Annotated in this window: 20 protein-coding genes and 2 pseudogenes; 11 read left to right on the top strand and 11 right to left on the bottom strand. The window is 68.2% G+C overall.

Going from position 1 to position 21,294, the window contains the following annotated elements:
* Positions 1-43 precede the first annotated feature (43 nt).
* The 3 genes from ACE2AC_RS06580 to cobA form a co-directional block, all read right to left on the bottom strand.
* Positions 44-1,249, bottom strand: coding sequence for an MFS transporter (locus tag ACE2AC_RS06580; protein WP_375691301.1), 1,206 nt, complete (start codon positions 1,247-1,249; stop codon positions 44-46).
* A gap of 91 nt (positions 1,250-1,340) precedes the next feature.
* A complete protein-coding gene (locus tag ACE2AC_RS06575) occupies positions 1,341-2,606 on the bottom strand; it encodes a cobyrinate a,c-diamide synthase (protein WP_375691300.1) in 1,266 nt (421 codons plus the stop codon).
* The gene (cobA, locus tag ACE2AC_RS06570; RefSeq protein WP_375691299.1) at positions 2,603-3,454 is read right to left on the bottom strand and encodes a uroporphyrinogen-III C-methyltransferase; all 852 of its coding nucleotides are present in this window, start codon (positions 3,452-3,454) and stop codon (positions 2,603-2,605) included. The genes ACE2AC_RS06575 and cobA overlap by 4 nt, the downstream gene beginning before the upstream one ends.
* Positions 3,455-3,673: 219 nt before the next feature.
* On the opposite strand from cobA, the gene ACE2AC_RS06565 reads away from it, so the two are divergent.
* From ACE2AC_RS06565 to ACE2AC_RS06545, 5 genes are all read left to right on the top strand, one after another.
* Positions 3,674-3,814, top strand: coding sequence for a hypothetical protein (locus ACE2AC_RS06565; RefSeq protein ID WP_375691298.1), 141 nt, complete (start codon positions 3,674-3,676; stop codon positions 3,812-3,814).
* Positions 3,811-4,536, top strand: a complete 726-nt coding sequence (locus ACE2AC_RS06560; RefSeq protein WP_375691297.1) for a cobalt-precorrin-6A reductase — start codon at positions 3,811-3,813, stop codon at positions 4,534-4,536. The genes ACE2AC_RS06565 and ACE2AC_RS06560 overlap by 4 nt, the downstream gene beginning before the upstream one ends.
* Positions 4,533-5,162, top strand: coding sequence for a DNA-3-methyladenine glycosylase family protein (locus tag ACE2AC_RS06555; protein WP_375691296.1), 630 nt, complete (start codon positions 4,533-4,535; stop codon positions 5,160-5,162). The genes ACE2AC_RS06560 and ACE2AC_RS06555 overlap by 4 nt, the downstream gene beginning before the upstream one ends.
* Positions 5,159-5,824 (top strand): alpha/beta hydrolase, encoded by a 666-nt coding sequence (locus ACE2AC_RS06550; RefSeq protein ID WP_375691295.1) that lies wholly within the window; start codon positions 5,159-5,161, stop codon positions 5,822-5,824. Before ACE2AC_RS06555 ends, ACE2AC_RS06550 begins: the two co-directional genes overlap by 4 nt.
* A gap of 108 nt (positions 5,825-5,932) precedes the next feature.
* Positions 5,933-6,235 (top strand): putative quinol monooxygenase, encoded by a 303-nt coding sequence (locus ACE2AC_RS06545; RefSeq protein ID WP_375691294.1) that lies wholly within the window; start codon positions 5,933-5,935, stop codon positions 6,233-6,235.
* Here the strand turns inward: ACE2AC_RS06545 and ACE2AC_RS06540 are convergent, their stop codons facing one another.
* Entirely contained in the window at positions 6,236-6,676 is a 441-nt protein-coding gene (locus ACE2AC_RS06540; RefSeq protein ID WP_375691293.1) for a VOC family protein, read from the bottom strand.
* A 224-nt stretch (positions 6,677-6,900) separates the two neighbouring features.
* Here ACE2AC_RS06540 and ACE2AC_RS06535 point away from each other — a divergent pair, with 224 nt between their 5' ends.
* A complete protein-coding gene (locus ACE2AC_RS06535; protein WP_375691292.1) occupies positions 6,901-7,485 on the top strand; it encodes an HNH endonuclease in 585 nt (194 codons plus the stop codon).
* On the opposite strand, the gene ACE2AC_RS06530 is transcribed toward ACE2AC_RS06535, so the two are convergent.
* From ACE2AC_RS06530 to bcp, 6 genes and pseudogenes are all read right to left on the bottom strand, one after another.
* Positions 7,458-7,706 carry a hypothetical protein gene (locus ACE2AC_RS06530; RefSeq protein WP_375691291.1) on the bottom strand — a complete coding sequence of 83 codons (249 nt, stop codon included), beginning with the start codon at positions 7,704-7,706 and terminating at the stop codon, positions 7,458-7,460. The two genes, ACE2AC_RS06535 and ACE2AC_RS06530, sit on opposite strands and share 28 nt — an antisense overlap.
* A 1-nt stretch (position 7,707) precedes the next feature.
* Entirely contained in the window at positions 7,708-8,451 is a 744-nt protein-coding gene (locus tag ACE2AC_RS06525; protein ID WP_375691290.1) for a COG4280 domain-containing protein, read from the bottom strand.
* 101 nt (positions 8,452-8,552) lie between these two features.
* Positions 8,553-8,975, bottom strand: a pseudogene (locus ACE2AC_RS06520) (Chromate resistance protein ChrB); the annotation flags it as partial.
* Positions 8,976-9,372: 397 nt separating this feature from the next.
* Positions 9,373-9,879 carry a polymer-forming cytoskeletal protein gene (locus ACE2AC_RS06515; protein WP_375691289.1) on the bottom strand — a complete coding sequence of 169 codons (507 nt, stop codon included), beginning with the start codon at positions 9,877-9,879 and terminating at the stop codon, positions 9,373-9,375.
* Positions 9,869-11,197 (bottom strand): DUF5930 domain-containing protein, encoded by a 1,329-nt coding sequence (locus ACE2AC_RS06510; protein ID WP_375691288.1) that lies wholly within the window; start codon positions 11,195-11,197, stop codon positions 9,869-9,871. The genes ACE2AC_RS06515 and ACE2AC_RS06510 overlap by 11 nt, the downstream gene beginning before the upstream one ends.
* Positions 11,198-11,565: 368 nt before the next feature.
* Positions 11,566-12,030: a thioredoxin-dependent thiol peroxidase gene (gene bcp / locus ACE2AC_RS06505; protein WP_375691287.1), complete on the bottom strand. Its 465-nt coding sequence runs from the start codon at positions 12,028-12,030 to the stop codon at positions 11,566-11,568.
* A 116-nt stretch (positions 12,031-12,146) separates the two neighbouring features.
* Between bcp and ACE2AC_RS06500 the strand changes: the two genes are divergently transcribed.
* The 4 genes and pseudogenes from ACE2AC_RS06500 to ACE2AC_RS06485 all read left to right on the top strand — a co-directional run bounded on the left by ACE2AC_RS06500 (position 12,147) and on the right by ACE2AC_RS06485 (position 18,765).
* Positions 12,147-15,641 (top strand): hypothetical protein, encoded by a 3,495-nt coding sequence (locus ACE2AC_RS06500; protein WP_375691286.1) that lies wholly within the window; start codon positions 12,147-12,149, stop codon positions 15,639-15,641.
* Entirely contained in the window at positions 15,526-16,545 is a 1,020-nt protein-coding gene (queA, locus tag ACE2AC_RS06495) for a tRNA preQ1(34) S-adenosylmethionine ribosyltransferase-isomerase QueA (protein WP_375692076.1), read from the top strand. The genes ACE2AC_RS06500 and queA overlap by 116 nt, the downstream gene beginning before the upstream one ends.
* Before the next feature lie 242 nt (positions 16,546-16,787).
* Positions 16,788-18,057: pseudogene (locus ACE2AC_RS06490) on the top strand (MFS transporter).
* Positions 18,058-18,186: 129 nt separating this feature from the next.
* Positions 18,187-18,765: a DUF924 family protein gene (locus tag ACE2AC_RS06485; protein ID WP_375691285.1), complete on the top strand. Its 579-nt coding sequence runs from the start codon at positions 18,187-18,189 to the stop codon at positions 18,763-18,765.
* Between the two features lie 4 nt (positions 18,766-18,769).
* On the opposite strand, the gene ACE2AC_RS06480 is transcribed toward ACE2AC_RS06485, so the two are convergent.
* Positions 18,770-19,666, bottom strand: a complete 897-nt coding sequence (locus tag ACE2AC_RS06480; protein ID WP_375691284.1) for a metallophosphoesterase — start codon at positions 19,664-19,666, stop codon at positions 18,770-18,772.
* 145 nt (positions 19,667-19,811) lie between these two features.
* Between ACE2AC_RS06480 and lpdA the strand changes: the two genes are divergently transcribed.
* Positions 19,812-21,206: a dihydrolipoyl dehydrogenase gene (gene lpdA / locus ACE2AC_RS06475; protein WP_375691283.1), complete on the top strand. Its 1,395-nt coding sequence runs from the start codon at positions 19,812-19,814 to the stop codon at positions 21,204-21,206.
* The last annotated feature ends 88 nt before the right edge of the window (positions 21,207-21,294 follow it).

Below are 21,294 nucleotides of genomic sequence, written 5' to 3'. Positions count from 1 at the left end.
AACAGGGCGGGGTATCCCCCCGCCACACGCAGGTGATCCCGGGTCAGGCCGCCTCTTCCTCGGGCCGCATCAACAGCCAGATCAGCGCCCCGCCGGCCAGCACGAGGAACGGCACCATCGCCATGTTCACCGCCTGCCACCCGGCTTCCGGCGAGCCGCCGGAACAGTTCATCAATCCGCCCGAGGCCAGCGATGCCACGGTCACGCCGCCAAAGACGATGAGGTCGTTCAGGCCCTGAACCCGGCCGCGTTCCTCGGGCCGGTGCGAGCCTGCGAGCATCGTGGTCGCGCCGATGAAGCCGAAGTTCCAGCCGATCCCGAGCAGCACCAGCGCACCGAAGAAGTTCATCAGGTCGACCCCCTGCAGCGCCACCATCCCGGCGCAGGCCAGGATCACGAGGCCGGTCGCCATGATCTTTTCCACGCCGAAGCGGTTGATCAACTGGCCGGTGAAGAAGGACGGGATGAACATGGCGAGCACGTGGCTCGACACCACGTCGGCGGCATAGGACTTCTCGAAGCCGCAGCCGACCACGGCCAGCGGCGTCGAGGTCATCACCAGGTTCATCAATGCATAGCTGACCATGCCGACGATGACCGCCACCGCGATGCGCGGCGTCGCCAGCAGCTCGCGCCGGGTGCGGCCGCGCGGGGCGTCCTGCGCGGGGACCGGCGGACGGGGAATGTCGAGCAGCAGGAAGAGGAGGGAACCGAAGACGTTGACCCCGATGACGGCGAGGTAGGTGCCGAGGAACGGTACGACCATCGCATCCGCCGTCACCTTTACGATCTGCGGCCCGATGATGGCCGAGGCGAGGCCGCCGGCCAGCACGTAAGAGATCGCCTTGGGTCGGTATACCTCGGACGCGGTGTCGGCGGCGGCAAAGCGGTAGAAGCCGTGCGCCGACATGTAGACGCCGGTCAGCAGGCTGCCCAGCAGGAACACCGTGAAGGAGTTGATGTAGAGCCCGTAGGCCCCGACGATGCCGCCGAGCGTGCCGCCCGCGGCTCCGAGGAAGAACCCGGCCCGCCGGCCGAAGCGCTGCATCACCGCCGACATCGGCGTCGCGGTCAGCATCGAGCCCAGCACGATGAGCGAGATCGGCAGCGTCGCGAAGCAGGGGTTGGGGGCCAGCGACTGGCCCGCGAGGCCGCCGATGGTGAAGATCATCGGCATCTGTGAGCCGAGGATCGCCTGGGCCATCACGAGAACCGCCACGTTCTTCTTGGCGCGGGAATCGTCTGACATGGGGGCTCCTTCCGTCGTCCGACAAGGGGTAGTGACGGAAAGCAGCGTTCACAAGCGCACATGCGGCGTTGCGGTGTGCGCCGATGTGCAGTCAGGCGCGGTCGATCACGTGGGCGAACGACCCGGTGACCTGGCCGGACCTGAGACCCATGGGCGGCAGCGCCGCCCCCTCGGCATCGGTCGCGGCATAGAGCGGGTCGCCCCACGCGGCCAGGGTGGTGGCATAGTGGAACTCGTGCGCGGTCAGTCGGCCGGAGAAGGGCCCGCCAAGCGCGGTCAGGTGGCGGTAGCCGAGGTGCAGGCGGCGGGTCGCGAAGCTGGTCTCGAGCTCCAGCAGCCCGGCCATGACGTGACGCGTGCCGTCGGCGTCGGTCAGGCCCTGTCCCAGGACCATGTAGCCGCCACATTCGCCGTGCACGGGGGTTGTCGCGGCGGCGGAACGCAGGCTGTCGAGGAACCGGGTATTGGCGGCAAGCCGTCCGGCGTGCAGCTCCGGATAGCCGCCGGGCAGATAGACGAGGTCGGCCGCCGGGACGGGATCGTCGGCGAGGGGCGAGAAGAAGGTCAGCTCGGCCCCCTGCGCGCGCCAGTCGTCCAGCAGGTGCGGATAGGCAAAGGCAAAGGCGGCGTCGCGGGCCACGGCGATGCGCTGGCCGGGCGGCGGCACGCGCCGCATGCCGGGGGTGCCGGGCAGGGGCGCGGCGAGCGCGGTCAGGGTGTCGAGGTCGCAGCCCGCCTCGATCCAGTCGGCGGCGCGGTCGAGAAAGGCGTCGAGGTCCGGCCGCTCACCCGCCTGCACGAGGCCGAGGTGCCGGGACGGCATGGCAAGGGACGGGTCGCGGGGCAGGGTGCCGAGGACGGGTATGCCAAGCGGCTCGAGTGCCCGGCGCAGCATGGCGTCGTGCCGCGTGCTGCCGACGTTGTTCAGCAGGATGCCCGCGATGCAAACCTCGGGGTCGTGGTTTGCAAAACCCGCGACCAGCGGCGCCACCGACTGCGCCATGCGGCCCGCGTCGACCACCAGCACCACCGGCAGGCACAGCAGGCGGGCAAGGTCGGCGACCGCGCCGCGCCCGTCCGGCGGCGCCCCGTCGAAGAGGCCCATGGCCCCCTCGATCAGCAGCAGCCCGTCGCCCGCCGCCAGCGCCCGCAGCCTGTCGGGCGACATCGCCCAGGCGTCGAGGTTGGGGCAGGGCTGGCCACAAGCGGCCTCGTGAAATCGCGGGTCGATGTAGTCGGGGCCGGATTTCGCGCCGCGTACGGCCATTCCCTTGCGGGACAGCGCGCGCAGGGCGGCGAGGGTGACGGTGGTCTTGCCTGCGCCGGAGGAAGGCGCGGCGAGGATCAGTCCGGTCATGACGCCTCGGCCGGGCGTCCCCTTCCAAGCGGGTCGAGGTTGCGGGGCACCTCGCCCCGGGCGAGCGCCTGCCAGTCGAGGACCTGGCGCATCAGCACCGACCGCCCGACACAGAGGATCGCCGGAGGCTCGAGCCCCGAGGCGGCGATGTCCGCCGCCATTCGGCCCAGCGTGGTCTCCAGCACCTTTTCGTCCGGCGTGGTGGCCGAATAGACCACCGCGCAGGGTTCGTCCGCCGGGCGGCCCGCGGCCAGAAGAGAGGCCGAGATCTGTTCGACGTGCTTCATGCCCATGTAGATCACCAGCACCTGGCTGCCCTTGGCGATCGCGTCCCAGTCCAGCGACTGCGGCGTCGCGCCGGACTGGTCGTGGCCGGTGACGAAGGTGACCGACTGGTTCACGTCGCGATGTGTGACCGGGATGCCGGCATAGGCGAGGCCACCGATGCCCGCGCTGATGCCGGGGATGATGCGGACATTGACGCCGTGCTGGATCAGGGTCTGCGCCTCTTCGCCGCCGCGCCCGAAGACGAAGGGATCGCCGCCCTTCAGCCGCAGCACCCGCTTGCCCTCGCGGGCAAGGTCGACCAGCCTGAGCGAGATGTCGCGCTGCTTGGCCGAGGGCTTGCCGCCCCGCTTGCCGGCATAGATGTGTTCCGCCTGGGGCGCCCAGTCGAGGATGCTTTCCTGCACCAGCGCGTCGTAGATCACCACGTCGGCCTGCCTGAGCCCGTTCAGCGCATGCAGCGTCAGGAGCCCCGGATCGCCTGGCCCGGCACCGCAGAGCCAGACCCATCCGGGTTCCAGGACCGGCCAGGTGCCGGCGATCGGGGGCAGAGATTCGTCCATGGCCCCCAATATGCGCATCCCGCGACGCGGGGGAAAGTCCGCCGGGCGCGAAAGGGACAGGCGTTTGCCGCCCGTGCGGCGCATGGATCACGGTCCGCCCCTCAGGGTGATCGGTGGAACATCTTGCGCGTCGTGGCCGCTTCATCTTGCCGAAAATACTCCCGCCGGAGGCGGCGAAAGCTCTGGCCTGCGCGCTGCCACCAGTTATGCTCCGCGCCGATGAGCCGGAAACCCGAAGTGAACCTGCGCCTTGGCCTGACCACGGACGCCTGCGCCACCGCCGCGACGCGGAGGGCACGGATGCGCGGCAGGCCGGGAGAGGGGATAGACCGCGCCGCCGCGATCAGGGCGCGGGCATGATCCTTCTGCTGGCCGGCACCACCGAGGCGCGCGAGATGGCAGCGCGGCTGGCGCGGTCGGGCGTCGCGGCAGAGGCGTTGCTGGCCGGGGCGGTCGCGGATCCCCTGCCGCTGGACCTGCCGACGCGGATCGGCGGCTTCGGGGGAGAAGACGGTTTCCGTGCCTTCCTGGCCGACAAGGGCGTGACGGCGGTGATCGACGCGACCCATCCCTTTGCCGCACGGATCACAGCACGGACAGCGCGGGTCTGCGCCGATCTCGGTCTGCCGCACTGCATCCTCTGCCGCCCGGCCTGGCAGGCGGGGGCGGGCGACGACTGGCGCGAGGTGTCCACGCCCGAGGACCTGCCGCGCGTGATCCCCGCGGGGGCGCGAATTTTCCTGTCGGTCGGACGCGGGGAGGTCGGGCGGTACGCCGGGCTGAAGGGGCGCACGGTCGTTCTGCGCAGCATCGATCCGCCACGCGAGCTTCCCGATCCGGACTGGCAGGTGGTGACCGGACGCCCGCCGTTCTCGGTCGAGGATGAAAAGGCGCTCTTTGCTCTGACCGGCATCGACTGGTTGGTGACAAAGAACGCCGGCGGGGCGAGCGGGACGGCGAAACTGGCGGCGGCGCGGACACTTGGCCTGCCGGTGGCGATGATCGCGCGGCCATCGTTGCCCGAGGGGGCGACGGTGGTCGGGACGGTGGAGGCGGCGATGGACTGGGTGCGGGCGCTGTGACGGGGCGGATCATCGAGACGCTCGAGGACGTGGGCGAGGGGGCGGCATGGCTGGCGGCACGGGACGCGGGCATGGCGCGCGCCTTTGAGCGCTGCGGGGTGCCGCCGCTGCGCCGCAGGGCAGACGGGTTCCCGACGCTCTTGCAGGCGGTGGTGGGGCAGCAGGTCTCGACCGCGTCGGCCGCGGCGATCTGGGCGCGGTTGGAAACGGCGGGGCTGACCGTGGCAGAGGCGGTGGCCGCAGCCAGCGAGGAGGACCTGCGCGCGGTCGGCCTGTCGCGGCCCAAGATGCGCTATGCGCGGGGGATCGCGACGGCGGGTCTGGATTTCGTCGCCCTGCGGTCGCTGCCCGACGATGAGGTCATCGCCCGGCTGGTCGCGCTGCCGGGGATCGGGCCCTGGACGGCCGAGATCTATGCCCTGACCGCGCTTGGCCGGGCGGATGTCTTTCCGCCCGGGGATCTGGCCTTGCAGGAAGCGGCGCGGATGCTCTACGGCTTGGCGGATCGCCCGGGGACGGGGGACCTGAGGACAATGGCCGTGCAATGGTCGCCCTGGCGGGCGGTGGCGGCGCGGCTGCTCTGGGCCTGGTACAGGGCGGAAAAACAGCGTGAGGGGATGACATGACGAGGGTGCTGAACGCGGGACGCAAGGAACCGCAGTCGGGGGAAACGCGGTCGGTCGTCGTCTTCCTGCACGGCTACGGCGCGAATGGTGCCGACCTGCTGGGGATCGCCGACGTGTTGGGTGAACACATGCCCGACACGCTCTTCGTCGCGCCCGACGCGCCTGAACAGGTGCCCGGCGCGCCCTTCGGGTTCCAGTGGTTCCCGATCCCCTGGATGGACGGGTCGTCCGAGGAAGAGGCCGAGCGCGGGATGCAGCAGGCGGTCGAGGACCTGAACGCCTTTCTCGATGCGCTGATGGTCGACGAGGACGTGCTGCCGGAACAGGTGGTGCTCTTCGGGTTCAGCCAGGGCACGATGATGTCGCTCTACGTCGCGCCGCGCCGCGAGGATGCGGTGGCCGGCGTGGTCGCCTTCTCGGGCCGGTTGCTGAAGCCCGAGCTGCTGGAGGACGAGGTGGTGAGCCGGATGCCGGTGCTGCTGGTGCATGGCGACGCGGACGAGGTGGTGCCGCCGCAATCGCTGCCCGCCGCCGCCGAGGCGCTTCAGGCGGCCGGCTTCAAGGAGGTCTATGCCCACGTGATGAAGGGCACCGGCCACGGGATCGCGCCCGACGGGCTGTCGGTGGCGCTGGCCTTCATGCGGGACAAGCTGTCGCTCTGACGGCCGCGCCCGCGGTCGGGGCATCCAAGGTTCTGAATTGGGGCCGGGCGGCGCTTTCGTCCGGCCGCACGCCGTGACAGGCTGCGCGCAATCCAAGGAGGACCACCCATGATCATCGTCACCGGCACCATGGAAGTGCCTGCCGAGCACGTCGAGAAGGCCCGCGAGAATTTCCGCCTTGCCGAGGCCGCCACCGCGAGCGAGCGGGGCTGTATCACCTACAAGTTCTTCCAGAGCGTCGAGACGCCCACGCTCTTCCGGGTCTACGAGGAGTGGGAGGACAAGGACGCGCTGAAGGAACACGGCGCGCATCCCAACATGGCGGCGCACCGCGAGCGGATGGCGCCGCTTGGCGTGAGCAACCGGCAGATCAAGATGATCGAACCAGATCGGATCCGCGACCTCGGCTGATCACGCCTCGGGGAACCACAGCCGCGGCTCGGCGATCTCGATCGAGTTGTCGGCCGGGTCGCGGAAGTAGATCGAGCGGGCGCCGTTCGGCCAGTGGAAATCCGCCTCGACCAGCACATTCGCGGCCCAGAGCCGGTCTTTCCAGTCATGGATCGCCTTGGCATCTGCGGTCAGGCACAGATGGCCCGGCCCCTCGGCCCCGTGCGGCGGCACGGGCATCTCGGGGTTCGACGGGCCCTTGCGGGTCTCGGCCGGGTTGAAGAGCAGCAGCACCGTGGCGCCGGCGCGGAAGAAGACGTGACGGTGCCCGACGCGGGCGATCTTTTCCAGCCCCAGCACGTGACCATAGAACTCCTCGGCCGCGTCGAGGTCGGGGGCATAGAGCGCGGCCTCGAGCACGCCGGGAAAGGCGGGGGCCGGGGGAAGCACGATCCTGTCCATCTGGTACAGATAGGACGAGGGGGTGTCACGTCACCCCGCCGGCGTCCGCATCCTGTGGATATCTGTCATTTGGGCGTTACGCGCCCGAAGTATGGCTTTTGCGAGCTTCTGTATATCGTGGGGCTTGCCCAAGGTCAGCCGCGATATATAGTGAATCACGGTGAGGGCGGGATGTCCTGCCCTGATACCGGACCGAGGTAGGCAGGGCAGAGGATATTTCAGACATGGACGGAGATTTCAGGACCGAATTCGTGAGGGACCCAGCGGCGCTGAAGAAGCATCCGGCGCTGGTGTTGAACGCGGATTACCGGCCGTTGTCCTACTACCCCCTCAGCCTCTGGCCCTGGCAGGAAGCGGTGAAGGCAGCCTGGCTGAACCGGGTGGACATCGTGGCGGAATACGACGCCTTCGTCCGAAGCCCGAGTACCGAGATACGGATACCCTCGGTGGTGGTTCTCAAGGATTACGTCAAACCCCAGAAGCGCGTGGCCTTCACGCGCTTCAATCTTTTTCTGCGGGACGAATTCTGCTGCCAGTACTGCGGCGCCAAGGGCGACCTGACGTTCGACCACGTCGTGCCGCGCGCCTCGGGCGGGGTGACAAGCTGGGAGAACGTGGTGGCCGCCTGCGCGCCCTGCAACCTGCGCAAGGGATCGAAGAGCCTGCGCCGGGCGGGCATGGCACTGCGCAAGCCGCCGCGGATGCCGGGGGCGGAAGAGCTGCGCAACCACGGACGGAAGTTCCCGCCGAACCACTTGCACGACAGCTGGGTCGATTACCTCTACTGGGACGCCGAGCTGGAGGCCTGACGCGCGGCCACCGACCGGCGCCGTGCCTCTCGCCGGACGCTGAACACCAGGATCGTCACCGTCGCTGCCAGCAGGAAGAGCCCTGCCGCCAGCGAACTGAGCCCGGGTATGCTCTCCAGCATGGCGGTGCTCGCGACAGCGCCTAGGATCGCGCCCGTTAGCCTGGCATCGGCGACGAACATGCCGAAGAGTTCCGAAAGTACTTCCCGCAGCAGTTCCATCTCAGGCCTCCTTTGCCATTGGGCGCGCCATTCGCGCCGCGCCAAGCCCCGCGGCCAGGAAGACCGCCGCGAAGACCAGCAGCGCCAGGTCGCCGCCCGGCCATTCGATGCCCAACCCCTCGCCGGTCCAGAACACGCCGAAGGCCGAGAGCATGACCCCCACGCCGAACTTGAGCGTGTTCTCGGGTACGCGGGACAGGGGGCGGTGCGCCACAATGCCGACGACAAGGACCAGCACGCAGGCAGCCAGCGCACCGAGGCTCGCCGGCCAGAGCAATCCGCGACCGGCGCCGACGGCGATGACGATGAAGACGACCTCGAGCCCTTCGAGCAGGACGGCCTTGTACGCGGCGATCCCGGCGATCCAGTCCTGCGAGGCGCGGCTGGTGCCAACCTGGGCCTCGAGCGCGGCGCTTTCGCGCGCAAAGATCGCGTCCTCGTCGTGCAGCGGGATCACCCCGGCGCCGCGCAGGGCGGCCTTGCGCAGCCAGCCGATCCCGAAGAGGAGGAGCAGGACACCGATCACCAGTTGCAGCAGGTGCAGCGGCACCCGGTTCAGTGCCGGGCCCAGCAGGATCACGATAGCAGCGAGGGTGGCGAGCGCCGCACCGGTGCCGAGCAGGGCGGGGCGCCAGCCGCGCAGGGTGGCGACGACGAGGACGATGGTGAAGGCTTCGACCACCTCGACCAACGAGGCAAGGAATGCGGCGGTGATCGCAGGGGCGGCCGTGGACCAGTCAAGCATTGCGCATCTCCATTGCTCTTTGGTTCGGGTTCAGTCCGACCGACGCGTGATTGCGGTTTCGCGGTGACGTGGCCGGGTGGTGCAGGCGCATCGTCCTGGCCTCACCTGTTTTCGTCATGGGCGTCGAAGACGCGGCGCGCGTAGTCGTCCAGCACGGCGGCGCACCCCTTCAACCGATCCTCGGCCTCGGCGGCACGCTCGGCGCCGTAGAAGTCGAGCTTCTGGATTTTCGCCAGCCAGCCCTGAAGTTTCTTGAGATCGACGTCGTTCTCTTCCAACTCTGCATAGGTGTAGTGGTTGGCTGCCACTTCCTTGGCGACCTCGGCTTCGAAGTCATCGCACTTGTCAATGAATTCCTCGTAGGCGTCGTCACGCTCTGCCTTGAAACGTGCCAGAACCTTGGCTTCCTGACCGGGATCAAGGGCAATAGTTTCAAGGAGGACAGACTCTCCCTGTGCCTCTGCGATGTCGTTTTCCAGCATCTTCAGGCGGCGGACGTGGTCGTCGGTCCTGGGCAGCAGGCAGACCCCGTTCTGAAGATAGATCGCCCCCATACCCTTGAGCTTGCGCCAGAGCGACACCCGTTTCGCCGCAGGTTCAGGAGGGACCTTGTAGGTCAGAAGGAGCCAGGACAGGTTTTCCATAGCTCAATCTGAATGTAACGACCGTTACGAGTCAAGTGTATTCATCGACGCGTGCCGACTGCACAGATTGCGCATGGGTGCTGGCCACGGCTTTGCCAAAAAACATGCGCCTCCTCCCACCATCGGACCGACTGGCCAAGATCGGGTGCGCGATGCGGCGGACGCGTTTCTGATCGGGGCCGCCGGGACAATGTCATGGGCAAAGATGCCGACAGCGGAAAAGGAAAAAGCGCCCCGAGGGGCGCTTTCGATGCTGTCGCGATGACCGCTTGGCCGGTTACTGGCCGCCGGCCGGGGCCGGTGCGGGTTTCGGCGCGGTCTTGCTGGCCGAGGAGAGCGGATCGTCCTGGCGCTGCACGGAGCCTTCGAAATGGGCGCCGCTCTCGATCGCGATGGTCTTGTGGATGATGTCGCCCTCGACGCGCGCGGTCGAGGTCAGGCGGACCTTGAGGCCGCGCACCCGGCCCACGATGCGGCCGTTGATGACGACGTCGTCGGCGGTGACCTCGCCCTTAACTGTGGCGCCTTCGCCGACGGTCAGAAGGTGGGCGCGGATGTCGCCCTCGATGGTGCCTTCGATCTGGATGTCACCGGTCGTCTTGACGTTGCCGGTGATGTGCAGGTCCGAGGACAGGACCGATGCCGGCGGCTTGGCCTTGGGCGCGGCGGGCTTGTAGTCGGTGCCCGACGAAGACGGCGTGGCAGGCTTGGAGGGGGTCTCCGCCTTGGGTGCTTCGTTGGTGTCCTTGGGACCGGGCTCGTTGATCTTGCTCTTAGAAAACATCTCTGGAGGCCTTGATGTAAGTCATGGGGTTTACAGCCTGACCGCCGACGCGCACTTCGTAGTGCAGATGCGGGCCGGTCACACGTCCTGATGCTCCCATATCACCGATCCGATCCCCGCGCGATACCTTTTGGCCTACCTTCACGGCAATGCGTGACATGTGACCGAAGCGGGTCTCGATCCCGAACTCGTGCTTGATTTTCACCAGTCGTCCGTAGCCGCTGCTCCAGCCCGCGTGGATCACGGTGCCGTCTGCGGTGGCGTAGAGCGGGGTGCCGACGGGGCCGGCGAAATCGACGCCCGCGTGCATCCGGCGGCCGCCGGTCTTGGGGTCGCGGCGGTAGCCGAAGCCCGAGGTGAAGCGATAGGCGGCCTTGACCGGGACGGCGAAGGGCGCCTTTTCGGCGGCGATGCGGTAGAGGTTCAGCCGGTCCATCTGGTCGAGGATCCGGTTGGCGCGGGAAGCGTCGGGCGAGGGATCCTCGCCCATGGTGGAAAGGGAGATCGGGGTCAGCGGGCCGCCCTGGCCGGAGTAGCCGCGGCGCACCTGGTTCAGCAGGCTGTCGGGGTTCATGCCAGCGGCCTTGAACATCTTGTCGAGCGGCGCGACCGAGACGGTCATCGCCTCTTCGAGCTGGCGGAAGATGGCGTCGTTCTGGTCGCGCAGCAGGGCCAGCTCGGTCGCCATGTCGTCGGCCTGGCGCAGGGCGTCCTGGGCGTTGGCCTCGATCTGGTCGCGTTCGTCGGCGGTGTCCTCGAGCGCTGCGGTCAGGAAGTCGAGCGTGCTGTCCTTGCCGGGGCCGGCGGCGGGGGTGTTGCCGCTTTCGACCATCGCCGACTTGAGGTCGCCGAGCTCGCCCCGGGCGCCGTCGCGTTCCTGCATGGTGCGGCGCAGGGTCGACTGGATCACGCCGATCCCGGTCTCGAGCTCGCGCCGGCGGGTTTCCGAGGCCAGCAGTTCCGACTGCATGTCCGAGATCCGGTCGAGCGCGGAGTTGAACCGTTGCTGGGCCGCCAGCGCCTCTTCGGCGCGGGCGTCGCGTTCACCGGCAAGCGCGTTCAGCCGTTCCTGGTAGACGTGCTGGTCGCGCCGGGCCTGGTCGCGGAAGTTGCCCGACCCGATCGAGTCCATCAACAGCACCGCCGTCGCGATGATCGACCAGGCCAGCAGCGCGCTGCAGCCGACAAGGCCTGCCAGCTGCACACCGGGCCGCAGCCGCACGAAGCGGGTGTCGGTGTCCGATTTGAGGAAGACCCTGCGCTCGGGCAGATGTCGTTCGAGAAATGCGTTTAGCTTCAGCTTGAGTGTGGTGCTCACCTGAGAGATGCCCTCGTCCCGTCCCTGCAACACGCCCGCATTCCCCAACCGAGCGCTTGCGAAGGTGTTACCGGCCGTTCAGGCATCGGGCAACAATTTTGGCCCGGCTGAAGCGCCGGGATGCCGATTTGCCCGAATGTTGGCGAAATTCCGCTTATGTCCAGCGGGTTACGCACCGGTATTTGCTTGCGTCAATTTCCCCAGGGTTAAAGGCGGGCTGCCGTGACCGGGGCGTCATGGGGCTGCAAGCGGGGGGCGCACCACGGTCGGGATTCGTCTCAGGGTTGCAGCGTTTCGTGAAGATTTCGTTGCGGTGCCCGGGGACGGGGCAGGCGCGGAGCGGGTACATCCCCGTCCGCGCCCTCGGGTCAGGTCAGTTCCTTGACCGCCGCCAGAACCTCGTCGACATGGCCGTCGACCTTCACTTTGCGCCAGGCGCGGGCCACCGTGCCCTTGGCGTCGATCAGGAAGGTCGCCCGTTCGATCCCCATGAAGGTCTTGCCGTACATCTTCTTCTCGCCCCAGACGCCGTAGGTCTCGCAGACGTCACCGTCTTCGTCCGACAGCAGGATGACCTCGAGCGCGTGCTTGTCGCGGAACTTGTCATGCGCGGCGACGCTGTCCTTTGAAACGCCCAGGACGGTGGCGCCCTCGGTCTGGAACTCGGCCGCGGCGGCGGTGAAATCCTTGCCCTCGGTGGTGCAGCCCGGCGTGTCGTCACGCGGGTAGAAGTAGAGAACCACCGGGTGCCCGCGGAAGTCGGTGAGCGAGATCTTGCCGCCGCCGTCACGCGGAAGGGTGAATTCTGGAGCCATTTCGCCGGTTTCGGGCATGTCGCGCCACTCCTTTGTCTGAAAAGTGAGTTTCAATCTAACCCGGAGATGGGGACAATACAGCCCGCGACCAGAGGCAGGTCGCCAGAAAAGGGAACGGGCCGCCAAGGCCGGGAATGACAGAGGACCAGACGCAGCCGACCGGCCAAGATGCCGGCGAGCGGGCGGGGGTGGCCGGGCGCCGCCGCCGTCACGTTTGGCGTGCGCTCAGCCTGTGTGGCGGCGCGGCCATCTCGTTCGTGATCGTCCTGGCCGTGCTGGTCGCCCTGACCGTGGCGCACGAGCGGCCGCTGGTGGCACCCGGCTGGGTCAAGGCGCGGCTGCAGGACACGCTGGACCGTTCGCTCGACGGGCTCGACATCGACTTTGCCGAGGTGGCGCTGGTGGTCGAGGAGGGCTGGCGCCCGCGCATCCAGCTGCGCGACCTGCAGGTCAACCGCGCCGGCAGCGACGCGCGGCTGACGCTGTCGACCATCGCCGGGACGCTCGCCGTGGCACCGCTGCTGAAGGGCGAGGTCCGGCCCGACAACATCTACCTATCGGGCGCGCAGATGCACCTGCGGCGCGAGGCCGACGGCCAGTTCAACCTCGCCCTGGGCGAGGCAGGCGCCGCGATGGCCGCGGGGCAGCTGGCCCGGACCGAGGGCGGATCGCCCCTCGGCGCACTGGCCGACGAGGTCGAGGCGCTGATGGACCTGCCCGACCTGCAGGCGCTCCGCCGGGTCGAGGCGACCGCGCTGACCCTGCGCTATGAAGATGCCCGGTCAGGCCGCGCCTGGACGGTGGATGGCGGCCGCGCGGTCCTGGAACGCGATGGCGACGACCTGCAGCTGCGCGGCGATTTCGCCCTGCTTGGCGGGCGGGCCTGGGCCACGACGCTCGCGGTCAGCTATTCCAGCCGGATCGGTGACCGCGCCGCGCAGTTCGGCATGCAGTTCGAGGACATGGCCGCCGCCGACCTGGCCACCCAAAGCGCCGCGCTGGCCTGGCTCGAGGTGCTCGAGGCACCGGCCTCGGGGGCGCTCAGGGCCTCGGTGGACGGCGAGGGGCGGCTGGGCCCGCTGAACGCGACGCTGCAGATCGGCAAGGGCGTGCTGCGCCCCGAGAACGGCACCCAGCCGATCCCCTTCGATGCCGCCACCAGCTACTTCACCTACGACCCGCAGACCCAGGCGCTGCGGGTCGACGATTTCCGCATCGACAGCGACTACCTGACCGCCCGGGCCGAGGGCTCGGTCCGGCTGATCGGGACCGAGCAGGGCCGCCCGGTCGAGATGGTGGGCCAGCTTCGGATGACCGAGTTCTCGGCCCAGCCGGGCGACCTCGTGCCCGAGCCGGTGGTGTTCTCGGACGTGCGCGGCGATTTCCGGCTGCGGCTCGACCCGTTCGAACTGACCGTCGGCCAGCTGGTGCTGGGGTTGAACGACGAGAACGCCACTTTGTCCGCGCAGGTCCGCGCGGCGCCCGAGGGCTGGGACGTGACCGCCGAGGGGGCGATGTCGCGCCTGACCAAGCCGCAGCTCGTCGCGCTCTGGCCCGAGCCGCTCGCGGCCAAGACCCGCGCCTGGGTCGACGAGTTCATGTATGCCGCCGACCTGCACACCATCCAGTTCGGCCTCAGGCTCGAACCGCAGCAGAAGCCCGACATCTACCTCGGCTTCGAATACGACGACGCCTCGTTCAGCTTTGCCCGCGGGATGCCGCCTGCCGAGGGGGTGAAGGGACACGCCACGCTCGACCGGAACCGCTTTGTCGCCGTGGCCGAGGCGGGGCATGTCACCGCCCCGCAGGGCGGGCGGGTGTCTATGGCGGGCACCGTCTTTGTCGTGCCGGACACCAAGATCAAGCCGGCCCCGGCCGAGGTACAGTTGCACACCGATGGCACGATCACTGCCTCGCTCGCTTTGCTGGACATGGAGCCTTACCGCTTCATCTCGAAGGCCGGGATGCCGGTCACGCTGGCCGACGGGCGGCTCAAGACCGACGGGCTGCTGCAGTTCCCATTGAAGAAAAAGAAGACCCCCGAAGAGTTCGTCGTGACCGTCGACGGCACGGTCATCGGCATGCACAGCGACACGCTGGTGCCGGAGCGGCGGATCTCGGCCCGGCAACTCGACATGCGGCTGGCCGACAACCTTCTGAGCATCGAGGGCGAGGCGCGGATCGGCGCGGTCCCGGTCGGCGGCCGGCTCGAGACGCGGATCGGCAAGGCCGGCGACGGCAGCGCGCGGCTGGCGGGCTGGGTCGAGCTGTCCGAGCGTTTCGTGGACGAATTCCGCATCGGCCTGCCGCCCGGCAGCCTGCAGGGGCAGGGCCGGGCCGAGATCCAGGTGGATGTGCCTAAGGGCCAGCCGCCCGCGTTCCGCATGTCGACCGATTTCGCCGGTGTCGGGCTGAGCCTGCCCGACATCAACTGGTCGCTCCCGCGTGCGGCGCGGGGGACGCTGACGCTTGCGGGGACGATGGAAAAGCCGATGCGTATCGACCGTATCGCGGTCGAGGCGCCGGGCCTGACCGCCAGCGGCGAGATCGCTCTGAGCGAAGAGGGCGGGCTGAAGTCCGCGGCCTTTGACAGGGTTCAGATCGGCGGCTGGTTCGACGCGCCCGTGACGATGTCCGGGCGCGGCAAGGGCGTGACGCCGGCGGTGCAGGTCACCGGCGGGACGGTCGACCTGCGGCGGGCCAAGCTGGGCGGCGGGTCGGGCAAGGGCGGGCCGCTGTCGCTGCACCTGTCGCGGCTGCAGGTCAGCGACACGATCGCCCTGACCGAGTTCCGTGGCGAATTCGACAGCTCGGGCGGGATGAACGGCGATTTCGTCGGCCTGGTGAACGGCGCGGCTGCGGTGCACGGGCAGGTCATGCCGCGCAACGGGCGCAGCGCGCTGCGCCTGACCGCATCCGACGCGGGGCGGGTCCTGGCGGCCTCGGGGATGCTGGAACAGGGCCGCGACGGCGCGATGGAACTGGTGCTGAATCCGGTGGGACCGGCGGGACATTACGACGGGCAATTGCGCGTCAACGGCCTGCGGATCATCGATGCCCCGGCGATGGCCGCGCTTCTCAACGCGATCTCGGTCGTGGGGCTGGTCGAACAGATGGCCGGCGGCGGCATCCTCTTCAACGATGTCGATGCGCGTTTCCGGCTGACCCCGAACCAGGTGGTGATCGCCGAGTCGAGCGCGGTCGGCGCCTCGCTCGGCCTGTCGATGGACGGGGTCTACGACTTCAGCCGCGGGGTGATGGACATGCAGGGGGTCGTCTCGCCGATCTACATGCTGAACGGGATCGGATCGGTCCTGACCCGCAAGGGCGAGGGGCTGTTCGGCTTCAACTACACCCTGCGCGGCGCGGCGGCCGCGCCTTCGGTCGGGGTGAACCCGCTGTCGCTGTTGACACCCGGCATGTTCCGCGAGATTTTCCGCCGCCCGCCCCCCAGGTATCCCAGGCCCAGACCCAGTGAAGCTTTCCGATTTCGATTTCGACCTGCCGGAGCGGCTGATCGCCACTCGGCCCGCGCGGCCCCGTTCGTCGGCGCGCCTCCTCGTGGCGCAGGGCGATGCCATCACCGACGCGATCGTGCGCGACCTGACCGACTGGCTGCGTCCCGGTGACCGGCTGGTGCTGAACGACACCCGGGTGATCCCCGCGCGGCTGTCTGGCCTGCGGCACCGCGACGGGGCCGAGGGGCCGACCGCCGCACGGATCGAGGTCACGCTGCTGGAGCCGCGGGCCGACGGCACCTGGGCCGCGCTGCTGAAGCCGCTGAAGAAGATCCGCGACGGCGAGGTCATCGTCTTTTCCGACGCGCTTTCTGCCGCGCTCGAGGGACGGGAAGAGGGGCAGGCGCTCCTGCGTTTCAACCTGGCGGGCGGAGATTTCGACGCGGCGCTGGCCGAGGCGGGGCAGATGCCGCTGCCACCCTATATCGCCGCCAAGCGGCCCGCCGACGCGCAGGACCACGAGGATTACCAGACTGTCTGGGCCCGGAACTCCGGCGCCGTGGCCGCGCCGACCGCCTCGCTGCATTTCGATGACGACCTGCTCGCCCGGATCGCCGCGCACGGGGTCGAGACCACCCATGTCACGCTGCATGTCGGCGCGGGCACCTTCCTGCCGGTGAAGGTCGAGGACGTGACCACCCACAGAATGCACGCCGAATGGGGCGAGGTGACGGAAAAGGCCGCCGCCGAGATTGCCGCCACCAAGGCCGCCGGTGGGCGGATCATCCCCGTCGGCACAACCGCGCTGCGCCTGATCGAGAGCGCGGCGCGTGACGGGGCCATAGCGCCCTGGCGGGGCGAGACCGACATCTTCATCTACCCCGGCTTCACCTTCCACGTGACCGACGCGCTGATGACGAACTTCCACCTGCCGAAGAGCACGCTGCTGATGCTGGTCTCGGCCCTGATGGGGCAGGAGCGGATGCGCCGCGTCTATGCCCACGCGGTGGCCGAAGACTATCGCTTCTTCTCCTACGGCGACGCCTCCCTGCTGATCCCCGGCCGCCCGGCCTGAGGCTCGTCTGCGCCGCCGCTGCGACCGACCTCCGGTCCGGTATTCTGGGGAAATCATCCTCGGGCCAGTGGACGGGGCCGCGGCGCCTGCAACCCTCCGCCCAGGACACAACATTCCGCCGGAAACCTGCTTGAAACCACGCCGCGGCAGTGTCAGCACGCGCGGGCGACGCGACGAGTCGCAAACGACCCAGACCTGGCCGGTGCAAAAGGGCCAGGCTGTTCGGGAAGAAGGATGACGGTATGCTGCAGGTTCTCGGATTCCGCCTGGGCGCTCCTGCTCGGCCTGATGCTGCTGATGGTCGGGAACGGCCTTCAGGGCACGTTGCTGGGTGTGCGCGGCCAGATCGAGGGATTCTCGACCGCCGAGATGTCGGTGGTGATGTCGGCCTACTTCGTCGGCTTCCTCGGCGGCTCGCGGCTGGCGCCGGAGCTGATCCGCCGCGTGGGTCATGTCCGGGTCTTTGCCGCGCTCGCCTCGTTCATCTCGGCGGTACTGATCCTCTACCCGTCCTACGCCAACCCGGTCGCTTGGACGGTCGAGCGGGTGATCATCGGTTTCTGCTTCTCGGGCGTCTACGTCACTGCCGAGAGCTGGCTGAACAATGCCGCCACGAACGAGAACCGGGGCAAGGCACTGTCGCTCTACATGATCGTGCAGATGGTCGGCATCGTCGCGGCGCAGGGGCTGCTTCTGGTGGCGGACCCGGGCGGGTTCATCCTGTTCGTGATCCCCTCGGTCCTGGTTTCGATCTCGTTCGCGCCGATCCTGCTGTCGATTTCGCCGACGCCGGCGTTCGAGTTGACCAAGCCGATGTCGCTCAAGGAGCTCTACGGCATCTCGCCGCTGTCATGCGTCGGGGTGTTCCTGCTGGGCGGCGCGTTCTCGGCGCAGTTCGGCATGGCGGCGGTCTACGGCGCCTCGGCTGGCTTCACCCTGCCGCAGATCTCGCTCTTCATCGCGTTCTTCTACGTCGGCGCGACGGTCGCGCAGTACCCGCTCGGCTGGTTGTCGGACCGGATGGACCGGCGCGTGCTGATCATGGCGGTGGCGGCCATCGGCGCGGTCGGGGCGGCGATCGGGGCGATGTTCGGTGGTCTCTTCACCATGATCCTGGTGGCGGCGCTGATCGTCGGCGGCATGTCGAACCCGCTCTATTCGCTGCTGATCTCGTACGCCAACGACTTCCTCGACCACGAGGACATGGCGGCGGCGTCGGGCGGGCTGATCTTTCTCAACGGGCTGGGCGCGATCTCGGGCCCGTTGATCGCGGGCTGGGCGCTCGAGATCTTTGGCCCGCCGGGGTTTTGGGTCTACATCGCGGTCCTGCTGGCGGCGATGGCGGGCTATGCGGTCTACCGCATGACGCAGCGTCCGGCGCCCTCGGTCGACGAGACCACAAGCTATGCGCCGGTGTCGATGTCGGCCTCGCCCGTGGCGGTCGAAGCGGCGCAGGAATGGGCCGTCGAGAAGGCCGAAGAGCAGTCCGATGCGCAGGATAATGCCGCCTGAAGAAACGATTCTGGTGATTCCATGTGACTTCTTCGGATGTTAGCGACAACGGTCGGCGCATCCCCATGGATCGTTTGTGAAACATATGTAAACGTGACAGCGTTGGTGTCGGGAGTGAAGGAGACCATCATGGTGACGCCCGAAGAAGTGCTTTCGTTCTGGCTCGACGAGGTCGGGGAAAAAGGCTGGTACCAGCCCTGGGACGGCCTCGACGACGAGATCCGCAGTCGGTTCGAAACCGCGTGGAAGGTGGCCAGCGAAGGGTCCTACGGCCTGTGGCTGACCTATCCCTCCGGGTCGCTGGCCTACATCATCCTGATGGACCAGTTTCCGCGCAACATGTTCCGCGGCGAAGGTCGCGCCTTTGCCTCTGATCGCGCCGCCCTGTCGGCCGCCAAGGTCGCGGTGGAGCGCAAGTGGGACATGCGGATCGACCCGCCGGCCCGCCAGTTCTTCTACCTGCCGATGATGCATTCGGAATGCCTGTCGGACCAGGAGCGCTGCGTGCGCCTGATGAAAGAGCGGATGCCCGAGGCGGAAAACAACCTGCTGCACGCCAAGGCGCACCGCGAGGTGATCCGCCAGTTCGGCCGGTTCCCCTATCGCAACGAGGCGCTGAACCGCCAGACCACGGCGCCGGAAGGGGCCTACCTGGAAAGCGGCGGCTACGGCGAAACCGTGCGCGAGCTGCAGGCCGCCACCGCCTGAGCGATCAGAGCGGGAGGCGCCTGTCCGGCTCCCGCCCGTGTCCCTCGACCTCGATCCGGTCGGGGTAGAGGCTGATCATGGCAAAGGCCGTCTGGTCAGCCGTTTCGACCATCCCGCACAGCGTCAGGAAATGCGTGCCCTCGATCTGCTGGTGGCCGCCCGCGTGGTTGTGGCCGCAGAGGTAGAGCGGCACCTTCTGCGCGACGAGGAGGTCACGCACGCGTTCCGCGTCCCACATCAGGTGCTGATCGCCGTCGGGGGTTAGGGGGTAGTGCCCCATCACGATGACCCGTTCGCCGTTGTCGGACGCGGTGTCGAGCCGGTCGCGCAGCCAGTCGAACTGCGCCTCCGAGATGCCGCCGTTCCAGGGCTTGGCGTTCGGGGCGTCGCGCGCCTCGAGGCTGGCGAGCTTCGCCTCGGCCGCCGCGCGTTCGTCCGTTCCGGGGGCGGTGGTGAAGGTGCTGACCTCGTTCCCGTCCAGCACGATCACCCGCCAGCCGTCGCCCAGCACGTCGTAGTAGGTGCCGGTCATGCCCAGCCTTCCGGGCACCCTGTCGCGCAATTCGGGTGCGACCGCGTAGTCGTGATTGCCGAGCACGGCGAAATGGCGGTGATACAGCTTCTGGTAGGTGGTCCTGACCGGGTCGAAGCTCGCGAAATCGTGGTCGATGAAATCGCCCAGCGTCGCCACGAAATGCAGGTCGGCCTCGTTCAGGACGTCGATCGCCTGTGCCAGCTTGCCGAGCGAGGCGGCGTAGTGGCGCGTGCCCTTGGGCGGCGCATCGGCATACTGCGGATCCGCGATCACGCCGAATCTCAACGGGATCTCGGCCGCGCGCAGCGCCGAGGGCAGAAGCGGAAGGGAAAGGGCAATGTGCAGCAGGTCGCGGCGGGTTGGCATTCCGGAATCGTCCTTTCCCGATGCTCGGTCCATAGTAGGGTAATAATACGGTGTGACAGAACGGCAAGGGGCGGCGTGACGGCTGGCGCTTGCTGCCCATTTCCAGATAGTTTAATATCAAACTATCTTTCAGGCGGAGGCATTCATGGCGGCGAAGAGCTACGACTTCATCGTGATCGGGGCAGGGCCGGGGGGCTACGTGTCCGCGATCCGGGCGGCCCAGCTGGGGCTCAAGGCCTGCGTGGTCGAACGCGAGAACCTGGGCGGCATCTGCCTGAACTGGGGCTGTATCCCGACCAAGGCGCTGCTGCGCTCGGCCGAGGTGTACCACCAGATGGAGCGGGCCAAGGACTTTGGCTTGTCTGCCGAGGGCATCGGCTATGACCTCGACGCCGTGGTGAAACGCTCGCGCGGGGTGGCCAAGCAGATGGAGGGCGGGGTCAAGCACCTGCTCAAGAAGAACAAGGTCGATGTGGTGATGGGCGAGGCGACGCTCCCCGCCAAGGGAAAGGTCAGCGTCAAGACCGGGGCCGGGACCGAGGAGCTGACCGGCAAGACCATCGTGCTGGCCACCGGTGCCCGCGCGCGGGAACTGCCGGGGCTCGAGGCCGACGGCGACCTGGTCTGGACCTACCGCCACGCGCTGCAGCCGAAACGGATGCCGAAGAAGCTGCTGGTCATCGGCTCGGGCGCCATCGGGATCGAATTTGCCAGCTTCTTCAACACGCTCGGCGCCGACACCACGGTGGTCGAGGTGATGGACCAAATCCTGCCGGTCGAGGACGCCGAGATCGCGGCGCTGGCCAAGAAGCAGTTCGTCAAGCAGGGCATGAAGATCATGGAGAAGGCCATGGTCAAGCAGCTCGACCGGGCCAAGGGCAAGGTGACCGCCCATGTCGAGGTCGGCGGCAAGGTCGAGAAGATGGAGTTCGACACCGTCATCAGCGCGGTTGGCATCGTCGGCAATGTCGAGGGGCTGGGCCTGGAAGAGCTGGGCGTGAAGATCGACCGCACCCACGTGGTGGTGGATGAATACTGCCGCACCGGGGTCGAAGGGCTCTATGCCATCGGCGACATCGCCGGCGCGCCGTGGCTGGCGCACAAGGCCAGCCACGAAGGTGTCATGGTGGCCGAACTTGCGGCAGGCGGGCATCCGCATGCCGTCCGGCCGAGCGACATAGCCGGCTGCACCTATTGCCAGCCGCAGGTCGCCAGCGTCGGCCTGACCGAGGCCAAGGCGAAAGAGGCCGGTTACGAGGTCAAGGTCGGCAAGTTCCCCTTCATCGGCAACGGCAAGGCGGTCGCGCTTGGTGAGCCGGAGGGGATGGTCAAGACCGTCTTCGACGCCAAGACGGGCGAGCTGCTGGGGGCGCACATGGTGGGCGCCGAGGTGACCGAGCTGATCCAGGGCTACGTCGTGGCGCGGACGCTGGAAACGACCGAGGAAGAGTTGATGAACACCGTCTTCCCGCATCCGACCCTGTCCGAGATGATGCACGAAAGCGTGCTCGCGGCCTACGACCGGGTCATTCACATCTGACCTGTCGGCCGGAGCGCCGTGGCGACTCACCGCGTCGCCGGGCCGGGGCTGCAATCGCCGCCATTGCACCTATATGGGTGCGGTGGCG

Source organism: Pseudooceanicola sp. LIPI14-2-Ac024 (assembly GCF_042188925.1).
Classification (GTDB): Bacteria; Pseudomonadota; Alphaproteobacteria; order Rhodobacterales; family Rhodobacteraceae; genus Pseudooceanicola.
Note: the sequence above shows the minus strand (reverse complement) of the source record. Positions and strands in the feature narration are given on the sequence as shown.

Excerpts from the sequence above, each read along its gene's own strand:
- ACE2AC_RS06485 (WP_375691285.1), top strand. The coding sequence starts at position 18,187 with ATGGTGACGCCCGAAGAAGTGCTTTCGTTCTGGCTCGACGAGGTCGGG.
- ACE2AC_RS06525 (WP_375691290.1), bottom strand. The coding sequence starts at position 8,451 with ATGCTTGACTGGTCCACGGCCGCCCCTGCGATCACCGCCGCATTCCTT.
- lpdA (WP_375691283.1), top strand. The coding sequence starts at position 19,812 with ATGGCGGCGAAGAGCTACGACTTCATCGTGATCGGGGCAGGGCCGGGG.
- bcp (WP_375691287.1), bottom strand. The coding sequence starts at position 12,030 with ATGCCCGAAACCGGCGAAATGGCTCCAGAATTCACCCTTCCGCGTGAC.
- ACE2AC_RS06515 (WP_375691289.1), bottom strand. The coding sequence starts at position 9,879 with ATGTTTTCTAAGAGCAAGATCAACGAGCCCGGTCCCAAGGACACCAAC.
- ACE2AC_RS06580 (WP_375691301.1), bottom strand. The coding sequence starts at position 1,249 with ATGTCAGACGATTCCCGCGCCAAGAAGAACGTGGCGGTTCTCGTGATG.
- cobA (WP_375691299.1), bottom strand. The coding sequence starts at position 3,454 with ATGGACGAATCTCTGCCCCCGATCGCCGGCACCTGGCCGGTCCTGGAA.
- ACE2AC_RS06565 (WP_375691298.1), top strand. The coding sequence starts at position 3,674 with ATGAGCCGGAAACCCGAAGTGAACCTGCGCCTTGGCCTGACCACGGAC.
- ACE2AC_RS06540 (WP_375691293.1), bottom strand. The coding sequence starts at position 6,676 with ATGGACAGGATCGTGCTTCCCCCGGCCCCCGCCTTTCCCGGCGTGCTC.
- ACE2AC_RS06530 (WP_375691291.1), bottom strand. The coding sequence starts at position 7,706 with ATGGAACTGCTGCGGGAAGTACTTTCGGAACTCTTCGGCATGTTCGTC.
- ACE2AC_RS06535 (WP_375691292.1), top strand. The coding sequence starts at position 6,901 with ATGGACGGAGATTTCAGGACCGAATTCGTGAGGGACCCAGCGGCGCTG.
- ACE2AC_RS06500 (WP_375691286.1), top strand. The coding sequence starts at position 12,147 with ATGACAGAGGACCAGACGCAGCCGACCGGCCAAGATGCCGGCGAGCGG.
- ACE2AC_RS06575 (WP_375691300.1), bottom strand. The coding sequence starts at position 2,606 with ATGACCGGACTGATCCTCGCCGCGCCTTCCTCCGGCGCAGGCAAGACC.
- ACE2AC_RS06545 (WP_375691294.1), top strand. The coding sequence starts at position 5,933 with ATGATCATCGTCACCGGCACCATGGAAGTGCCTGCCGAGCACGTCGAG.
- ACE2AC_RS06550 (WP_375691295.1), top strand. The coding sequence starts at position 5,159 with ATGACGAGGGTGCTGAACGCGGGACGCAAGGAACCGCAGTCGGGGGAA.
- ACE2AC_RS06560 (WP_375691297.1), top strand. The coding sequence starts at position 3,811 with ATGATCCTTCTGCTGGCCGGCACCACCGAGGCGCGCGAGATGGCAGCG.
- ACE2AC_RS06480 (WP_375691284.1), bottom strand. The coding sequence starts at position 19,666 with ATGCCAACCCGCCGCGACCTGCTGCACATTGCCCTTTCCCTTCCGCTT.